Annotated in this window: 1 pseudogene; it reads right to left on the bottom strand. The window is 66.4% G+C overall.

The features are described from left to right. A pseudogene (locus GM1_RS22775) lies at positions 1 to 479 on the bottom strand (hypothetical protein); the annotation flags it as partial. Between the last annotated feature and the right edge of the window lie 116 nt (positions 480 to 595).

The following is a 595-nucleotide window of genomic DNA, read 5'->3' as shown; positions in this document are numbered from 1 at the left end:
CTAGTGCCGGTTCGGGTCGGTTTGGGATGTCCGGTCTGGGCTTCACCGATTGGCCTCTGGCCCAATCCCGGGTGCTCGATCTCGCGGCGCGTGGTGGGTGCGTTCAGCGCCGGTCTCGGACCGTCGCTTGGCGCAGTGGTTTCCGGCACCTCCGTCTTCGTAGACTCCTCCGGCGCGGTGGTCGTTGGCTGCACCGTGGGTGGTGGTCCGTCGTTGTTGCCGCCGCACTTGTAGGGCACGGGTGGTTTAGGTGCATCGCTGGGTTTCTTTCCTGGGTGTGAGGCGGCCCAGGAGTTATTCCATGCGTTGTTGTAGGCGGTGGTCTCGCGTTTGCAGCGCTCGGCCGGGGTTTCGGCGGAGGCCGGTGCGAGTGAGATCGCGAGCAGGACTGCTGCTGCGAGTGCAGTGAGCGCGATCAGGCCCGCCAGGAGCGTTCCCCGGTCGTGCCGCTCGCGGCCGCGGGAATGGTTCGTTGTCATGGTGTCGTTCCGGGTCAGATGCGGCTGGTGGGGCCGTGGTCGTAGTAGACGTAGACGCCGGTGTCGGTGGTGACGCTGATTTTGGCGTAGGGGCGGACGCTGATGGGTCCGAGGGC

The organism is Gordonia malaquae NBRC 108250 (genome assembly GCF_000344135.1).
Lineage (GTDB): Bacteria > Actinomycetota > Actinomycetes > Mycobacteriales > Mycobacteriaceae > Gordonia > Gordonia malaquae.
The sequence above is the reverse complement of the archived record's forward strand: the minus strand, read 5'-3'. Positions and strand labels throughout refer to the sequence as shown.